General features: G+C 60.2%; 6 protein-coding genes and 1 pseudogene. 1 reads left to right on the top strand and 6 read right to left on the bottom strand.

From position 1 onward, the window contains the following. Window positions 1-87: 87 nt before the first annotated feature. The 4 genes from AC1DYF_RS39690 to AC1DYF_RS39675 form a co-directional block, all read right to left on the bottom strand. Window positions 88-648, bottom strand: a complete 561-nt coding sequence (locus tag AC1DYF_RS39690) for an AraC family transcriptional regulator (RefSeq protein ID WP_477884370.1) — start codon at window positions 646-648, stop codon at window positions 88-90. 131 nt (window positions 649-779) lie between these two features. Next, entirely contained in the window at window positions 780-1,166 is a 387-nt protein-coding gene (locus AC1DYF_RS39685; RefSeq protein WP_477884368.1) for a hypothetical protein, read from the bottom strand. A 95-nt stretch (window positions 1,167-1,261) separates the two neighbouring features. Next, the gene (locus AC1DYF_RS39680; protein ID WP_477884366.1) at window positions 1,262-1,630 is read right to left on the bottom strand and encodes a hypothetical protein; all 369 of its coding nucleotides are present in this window, start codon (window positions 1,628-1,630) and stop codon (window positions 1,262-1,264) included. A gap of 60 nt (window positions 1,631-1,690) precedes the next feature. After that, window positions 1,691-3,991 (bottom strand): Tex family protein, encoded by a 2,301-nt coding sequence (locus AC1DYF_RS39675; protein WP_477884364.1) that lies wholly within the window; start codon window positions 3,989-3,991, stop codon window positions 1,691-1,693. A gap of 183 nt (window positions 3,992-4,174) precedes the next feature. Here AC1DYF_RS39675 and AC1DYF_RS39670 point away from each other — a divergent pair, with 183 nt between their 5' ends. Beyond that, window positions 4,175-5,305, top strand: a complete 1,131-nt coding sequence (locus AC1DYF_RS39670; protein ID WP_477884362.1) for a M10 family metallopeptidase C-terminal domain-containing protein — start codon at window positions 4,175-4,177, stop codon at window positions 5,303-5,305. Here AC1DYF_RS39670 and AC1DYF_RS39665 read toward each other — a convergent pair. Continuing rightward, window positions 5,302-7,155, bottom strand: coding sequence for a tetratricopeptide repeat protein (locus AC1DYF_RS39665; RefSeq protein ID WP_477884361.1), 1,854 nt, complete (start codon window positions 7,153-7,155; stop codon window positions 5,302-5,304). The genes AC1DYF_RS39670 and AC1DYF_RS39665 overlap by 4 nt on opposite strands. Before the next feature lie 296 nt (window positions 7,156-7,451). Further along, window positions 7,452-7,694: pseudogene (locus AC1DYF_RS39660) on the bottom strand (hypothetical protein); the annotation flags it as partial.

Genomic DNA, 7,694 nt, shown 5'->3' with positions numbered 1-7,694 from the left:
CTCATGTTCCGACACCATTCGAACGGCGCGGGCGCGGACTTCAGGGGAAAATTTGTTCGTCGTCTTGCTTGTCATAGACCCTACTTCTCACGAGTTGGGGTCTCCGGCAAAGCCGGGGCGGTTCAAGGCAATGAAGGCCTGGACCGTATCGCCAATCTTGGCGGGATCGCCGTGATGGGGCATGCAGGCAATGTGGCGGGCTTCGAGTTCGACGATATCGACATCGCTAAGCAGAAATTGTCTGGGCATGAATGTGCTCCGTGCTTGATCGAGTGATTTCAGGGTTTGGAGCCACGAAGCCCAATCGGGGGATTTCCGGAAGCGGGAAGGGGCTTGCCCGAAACATTGGCGGAATGCGCGCGCAAACGCCTCCGACGCTTCATAGCCGGCATCCAGGCCGATATCGGTGATCCGGTGATTATCGCGAAAGGCTAGCCGGAACGAAGCATGCTTCATGCGGCAGAGATGGACATAGCGATGTACCGGAATGCCGAAGATGGCGGTGAACTGCCGGTGGAAATGATACTTCGAAAACGCCGACAGATCGCTCAGCCTGTCGAGGTCGAGACCCTCGTCGAGATGATCGTCGATATAGTCGATCACCCGCTGCATCCGGGCATGATAATGTTCGATCGTCGGCTTTTTCATCCTGTCCTCCGTGGCGATCCACACATAACTCGGGGGATTTTGCGGCGCCTGACGGATCTTGCGGAGTTGCGTTCTCGGGATCGTTCCGATGTTGGACGCAGCCTGATCTCGCTTCACGAAATGAATGCAAACTATTCCGGAAACTGCCAGCTGATCCACTTGCCGTCGGCGACGCGAGCAAGCTCTTTGCCCTTCAGGTCATCGATGCGAGCAACGCCGCCTTTGCCGTCGAGGGCGACGTGGCAATAGGCGGCATTGCCGATCTGGACCTGTGTGGAGCGGGGCAACGCCGCCCACGCTTTATCATAGACAAAGAAGTCCAGGTTTTTGCCACTTTGCTGCATGTGCCGGATCAGATTGATGCCGGTCCAATGATCAATGACCGCATTCTCATCCTGGCATGGGGTTGGCGCCGTCGTTTCCGTGTGGTGGGCCTCCCAAGGCCGAAAGGAGAGAGCGAGGATCACGAGCACGCCGAGTTTGCCAATTCTGCCCCATGTTTCAAAACGAATGCTCACCAGCCCTCCAACGACAGCACTTTAAACAATGCGACTTAACTCGTCCAAGATTCGCTTCTTTTATGACATTTCGTCAGCCCTGCCCGCCGTTAGCACTATTCAGGGAACTGCTTGCTCGACCACTTCCCGTTTTCGACCCGAGCTAGCTCGTGATCTGACTCTATGCGGGCCGCGCCGCCCTTGCCGGCTTTCGCGATCGGGCAGTAGGCGGCCTTGCCGATCTGGAGCTGAAGCGGACGCGGCAGTTTGCTCCAGCCCCGATAATCCACTTCCACAACCAAGTCGTTGCCGTCGTGCTTGACCTCGCTAATGAGATCCAAGCTCTTCCAATAATCGATCAGGACGAGCTCGCTCTGGCAGGCCACAGCTGCCTGCACTTTTTTGTCCTCGGTCTTTTGCATGGCCATAGCGAGCACGGCCAACAAGACCAAGGCAATGATTGATCCGACTGTCGCGCGCCGCATTCCGATCACCGCCCCCGAATTGTCAGAAAATTAGGAGTGCTGGCGCTCCTCGTCAACGCATCATTTCCGCTTCATCGCCTCGGCCAAGGCTGCCCCGAATGCGCCTTGGCTTGGCGCCTGCGGCTTCGGGCTCTGCTTGACGTTCCCGCCACTATTACCGCGGTTGCGATCCTCGCGCGGCTCCCTCGGCCCGCTTGCTTCCTTCTTCATCGAGAGCGCGATACGCTTGCGTTTCGGATCGACCTCGACCACCCGCACCTTGACGATGTCGCCTGCCTTGACCACCTCATGCGGGTCCTTGACGAAGCGGTCGGCGAGTTCAGAGACATGCACCAGACCGTCCTGGTGTACGCCGATATCGACGAAGGCGCCGAAGGCGGCGACATTGGTCACCGTGCCTTCCAGCATCATGCCGGGCCTGAGGTCGCTGATCTCGTTGATGCCCTCGGCAAAGGTCGCGGTCTTGAATTCCGGGCGTGGGTCGCGGCCCGGCTTTTCCAGTTCGGCGATGATGTCCTTTACCGTCGGCAGGCCGAATTTCTCGCTGATGAACTGACGCGGATCCACTTTCTTCAGCGCCGCACTATCGCCCATCAGGGTACGCAGGTCGCGGCCGCAGGCGGCGACGATCTTTCGCGCCACGTCATAGGCTTCCGGATGCACGGAAGACGCATCGAGCGGCTCCTTGCCGCCGGCAATGCGCAGAAAGCCGGCACATTGCTCAAAAGTCCGCGCCCCGAGCCTTGGCACTTTCAACAATTCCTGCCGGCTCTTGAAGGCGCCGTTCTCGTCGCGGTAGGTAACGATCTGCGTCGCCAGCGTATTGTTGAGGCCGGAGACGCGTGACAAGAGCGGTGCCGACGCCGTGTTGAGGTCGACGCCGACGGCATTCACCGCATCTTCTACGACGCCATCCAGCGAGCGGCCGAGTTTTGCCTGGTCGACATCGTGCTGATACTGCCCGACACCGATCGATTTCGGCTCGATCTTGACCAGTTCGGCAAGCGGATCCTGCAGACGGCGGGCGATCGACACGGCGCCGCGCAGCGACACGTCGAGCTGCGGAAATTCCTTTGCGGCGAGTTCCGACGCCGAATAGACCGAAGCGCCGGCTTCGGAGACGATCACCTTGGTCGGTTTCGGCGCCGGCAGCTTGGCGATCAGGTCGGCGGCGAGCTTTTCCGTCTCGCGGCTTGCCGTGCCGTTGCCGATGGCGATCAGGTCGACATGGTGCTTGCGGATCAGGGAAGCCAGTTCGGCTTGCGCGCCCATGACATCGTTCTTCGGCGGGAAGGGATAGACAGTCGCGGTGTCCAGGACCTTGCCGGTCTGGTCGACCACCGCGACTTTCACGCCGGTCCGGATGCCGGGGTCCAGGCCCATGGCGGTGCGTGTGCCGGCAGGAGCGGCAAGCAGCAGGTCCTTGAGATTGCGGGCGAAGACGCGGATCGCTTCTTCCTCGGCCCGCTCCTTCATGTCACGGATGAGTTCCAAGGACAGCGATGAATTGAGCTTCACGCGCCAGGCCCAGCCGGCCACATCCTTCAGCCATTGATCGCCTGCCCCGGACGTCCGTGGCTCGAGCGCTGCAGCGACAATGGCTTCTGCCGGCTTCACTGGGGAAGGGTCATCCGCATCGGTTTCGATGGTGACGCTGAGCACTTCCTCGTTCCAGCCGCGCAGCATGGCGAGCGCGCGATGGCTCGGCACTTTCGACCACGGCTCCTTGTGGTCGAAATAGTCGGAGAACTTCTCCGCCGCTTCCTTCTTGGCATCGGCGACCTTGGCGACCAGCATCGACTTGCCCTGCATATAGCCACGCAGCCGGCCCAGCAGATCGGCATTTTCCGAAAGATCTTCGGCAATGATATCGCGCGCGCCCTCGAGCGCAGTCTTTACATCGGCCACCTCGTCCTTGACGAAACCTTCGGCCAGCTTTGTCGGCTCGGCCGAACGATTGGCGAGGATGGCGTCGACGAGACCTTGCAAGCCACGCTCGCGGGCGATCTGGGCGCGGGTGCGGCGCTTGGGCTTGTAGGGCAGATAGATATCCTCGAGCGTAGCCTTCGTGTCGGCCTGCAGGATTTTCACCTTGAGCTCATCGGTCATTTTGCCCTGGGTCAGGATAGAATCGAGGATCGTATCGCGCCGCGCCTCCATCTCGCGCAGATAGACCAGCCGCTCCGACAACGTGCGGAGCTGGGTATCGTCCAGCCCGCCGGTCACTTCCTTGCGGTAACGAGCGATGAAGGGAATGGTCGCGCCTTCGTCGATCAACCCAACGGCGGCCGTCACTTGCTGGGGCCGGGCGTTGATCTCGGCGGCGATGGTGGCGGAGAGGCGGTTCAGATCGGCTGGCATATCCATGGTCCTGATAATGATTTGCCGCGAAAATAGCGACCAATGATCAAAAAGGAAGGGCGGAGGCGAAATTCCACAGTCGACGCGTTCTAAAAATCCTTCCGGTCCCCCGATCGGGGGATACCGCTTCGTATACCGGTCATCCATCATGCGACAATAAAGCGCAGTCCGGGAGGAAACACCATGGCCAAAGTCGATGTCGGTCCATATGCAGATGCGAATGGACTCGAATTCAGTCAGGATTTGATTTTCATATTGCGGGATGTGGATGCCCTGGAAGTCTCCAACGACAAGGGTTCGGCAACCGGCACCACTGACATCAACCACGCAGGTTATGTCTGCACTGTCGTGGCATCGGGGACCGATCTCGATCAGCAGAGCGGCACGGTCAGCAGCATCAGCTTCACTTTCCAGGACGGTGGCCTCGATATCACCGTGAGCGGACTCCAGTTGAACTTTGCCGACCTGACGACGGCGATCGACGACGCGACATTCGACAACGCCGACTCACTGGTGGACTTCTTCTCCGGCATCGGCTGGGAACTGACCTACAAGAAATCTGTATTCCACGAAATCAACCGTTTCGTCGGCACCGGCGGCGATGACACCGTGACCTTTGGCAACGGCGATGATGTTCTGATGATCGACGGCGGCAGCGATAAGGTCGATATGGGTGGCGGTGATGACCATATCGACGCCTATAATTCACTGCCCATCTTGGCGAAGGGGGCATCGACCATCGATGGCGGCAAGGGCTACGATACGTTCTCGCTCCTCAAGGGAGAGAACCAATCGTGGTTTCCGTTCGGAACGACGGTGGATCTCGCAGGCAAGACGACACTCTTTAAGGGAACCACCGTCAAGCTGCTGAATATCGAGGAGGTCGACGGTTCCTTGCATGACGACAAGCTGCTGGGTGACACCAAAGCCAATACGTTTTTCGGTGGCGCAGGCAAGGACACGCTCGTCGGCCGGGGTGGCGCCGATATGCTCACCGGTGGTGCCGATCAAGACACATTCGTCTATCAAAAAACCTCCGATAGTGCTGGCAAGCAGCACGACATGATCGACGTCTTCATCTCGCACGAGGACAAGATCGACCTCTCGGCGCTGCACCCTGACACGGGGAACGATAAATTCAGCTTCATCGGAGCGAAGAAATTCAGCGGCGATGCCGGCGAACTGCATGTCGTGATCGACAAGAGCCATGCAACGGCGATGATCGAGGGCGACCTTGACGGTGACAAGAAGGCCGATTTCCAGATCGAATTCGACCATTTCACCAATATCGTGAAGGGCGATTTTATCCTCTAACCGGACCTGCCACCCGACACGGTACGTTTGGTCACGACTTGCTCCTCGGCGACACCGTCCGCCACCCGCCGCGCCAACATCTCTTCGAAAGCTGCCTTGATGCGCATGACGTGCGGCGTCTTGTAGTCAAAACCTTCATTATGCAGGTGAATCAACATCGAGGCGTTGACCTCGAACACCAGCACCCGGCCTTCGCGATCGAGCGCGCAGTCGATACCGAAATAGTCGAGACCGATGCGGCGCCGGATGGCGTCGAGCGTCGCCATCGCCTGTGGCCCGAATCTGCGTTCAGGTGCGTCCAGGAAGGCAGCTTCCTCGGCGCGCATCCATTCGAATTCCGCCATGCGGGTTGACGCGTGATGCACCTTCCAGCCGTCGCCGACCGCCAGATGATAGGGAAGAATCTCGTTGCCGGCAAAGATGAACCGATACTTGCGGAAGAGGCCGTCCGGCGAGCTATAGTCGACATAATCCGTGAGATAGAGCGCTTCCTCGCCCGCCTCTTCAGCGAAAGCGAGAATCTCATGCTGCGAATGCAAAAGCTCCATGCGATCTCCACCATGGGTACCCGCATGGCGAACGATCACCGGCAAGGCGATATCGGCACCTGTTCGCATCTGGGCGGCGAGCGCAGGCGCTGCGATGCGCGTGGTGGCCGGCATAACTGCGCCTGGCAGGTCCTTAAGCCGTTCCGCGATAGAGGCGCGGTCGGTGGGCAGGATCAGCCGCGGATGGTTGACGACGGGCTTTGTCAGCCGGTCGGCGAAAACGGCGAGCGGACCGATGATCTCGCGGCCGAGATCGGCATCCGACACGAGGTTGACGATGACATCGGCGCCAGCGTCGAGTTCGGCCGGATCGTAGTTGTAGCCGGGCAGGACGAGAACGACATCGGCATCGTAGCCGCCATTGATGATCAGGTCTTCATAGGGCGTATTGCCGGCAAGCGGGGAGAAGAGCAGCAGCGCCTTGAAGCGAGCCGGGCTGCGGGTCGCTTTGTGGCGACGTGCCGGCCCCTGTTCGGCGACGCGGGTGAGCGTCGCGATCGCGGCATCGCCCTGTCCAAGCCCATGTTGGAGTGTGCCGCAGAGCAGCAGCGCCTCGCAATTGTCAGGCTCGATCTCAAGCGCGGCGCGCACATGGGCGAGTGCCTCGTCCTCGCGTTCCGCCTGTTTCAGTGCATGGGCCTTGTTGCAGAGACTGCAGAAATTGCTCGGCTCCTGCGACAGGACCATATCGTAGATGGCAATCGCACTTTCGGACGTATTCTGCTTCGATAGGAGATTGCCGAGTTGCAGCAGCGCATCGACATCCGGCGAAATCTCGCAAGCGCGGACCGCCGCGGCGACAGCACCAGGAAGATCGCCTGTCGCGTCGAGCACGGCGCTACGCCTGGTGTGGGCGAGCGCGTAATTTCCTTGAAGTTGGATCGACCGGTCGAGGCACAGAAGCGAGTCGCGAAACCGCCCGAGCTCGAAGAGCACGGACCCCAGATGATACCAGAGTCCAGCGTCATCGCCTCGGACAGTCAGGGCCGCATCGTAGCATTCCGCCGCGCGCGCCATATCGGCAGTTGCCTGGCAGGCCATGCCGAGTCCTGAAAGCGCCTGTGCATCTCCCGGTTTGAGGACGAGCACTGCTTCGAACCAGCCAATCGCCTCATGCGATCGATTGGTCGTGAGAAGCAGATAGGCCAGCGTGCTGCTGGCGACTGGATGCGCGCGTACGCTCTGCGGTATGGACAGCAGCGCGGCTGCTGCTTCGGTTTCCCTGCCGGCATCCATCAGGCTTACGGCCTGTGCCAGCACGGCTTGAAGCGACGGAGAAGCGGCGACGGCCGAAGAATTCATGGGAGCCTATCCCTGACAAGAGAGCGTCGAACATTCGATAGACGATCTAGGCGCTTCGAGGCTTGTCCTGGGCTGGTCGCAGGCGAGAGTGAGACGTTCAGACGCATGATGAGCGACAGGCAAATAACAAGACGGCCGAAGGATTGCTCCCCGGCCGTTAGCTAACGGGCGCGAAGGCGGCCCTCATTTCTGAGGCACGGGCTTGTCGGGTCCGCGCTTGTGATCGTCGGACGGCCACCCAAAGGAGGGCAAAATGATCGATCAGGCATCCCTGCCGCGCGGTCTGGTGCCCGAATTCAGAACTTGGGTACAGCCTTGCCGGCCTTGCGATGGGCGGCGATGACCGTGTTGGCCATCAGCATGGCGATGGTCATCGGGCCGACGCCCTTCGGCACCGGCGTRATCGCGCCGGCCACGGGCTCGCAGGAGGCGAAGTCGCAATCGCCGACAAGCTTGGACTTGCCTTCGCCTTTTTCCGGCGCGGCGACGCGGTTGATGCCGACATCGGCGACGCGGTTGATGCCGACATCGATCACGGT

This window comes from Rhizobium sp. P2_G9, assembly GCF_056403475.1.
Note: the sequence above shows the minus strand (reverse complement) of the source record. Positions and strands in the feature narration are given on the sequence as shown.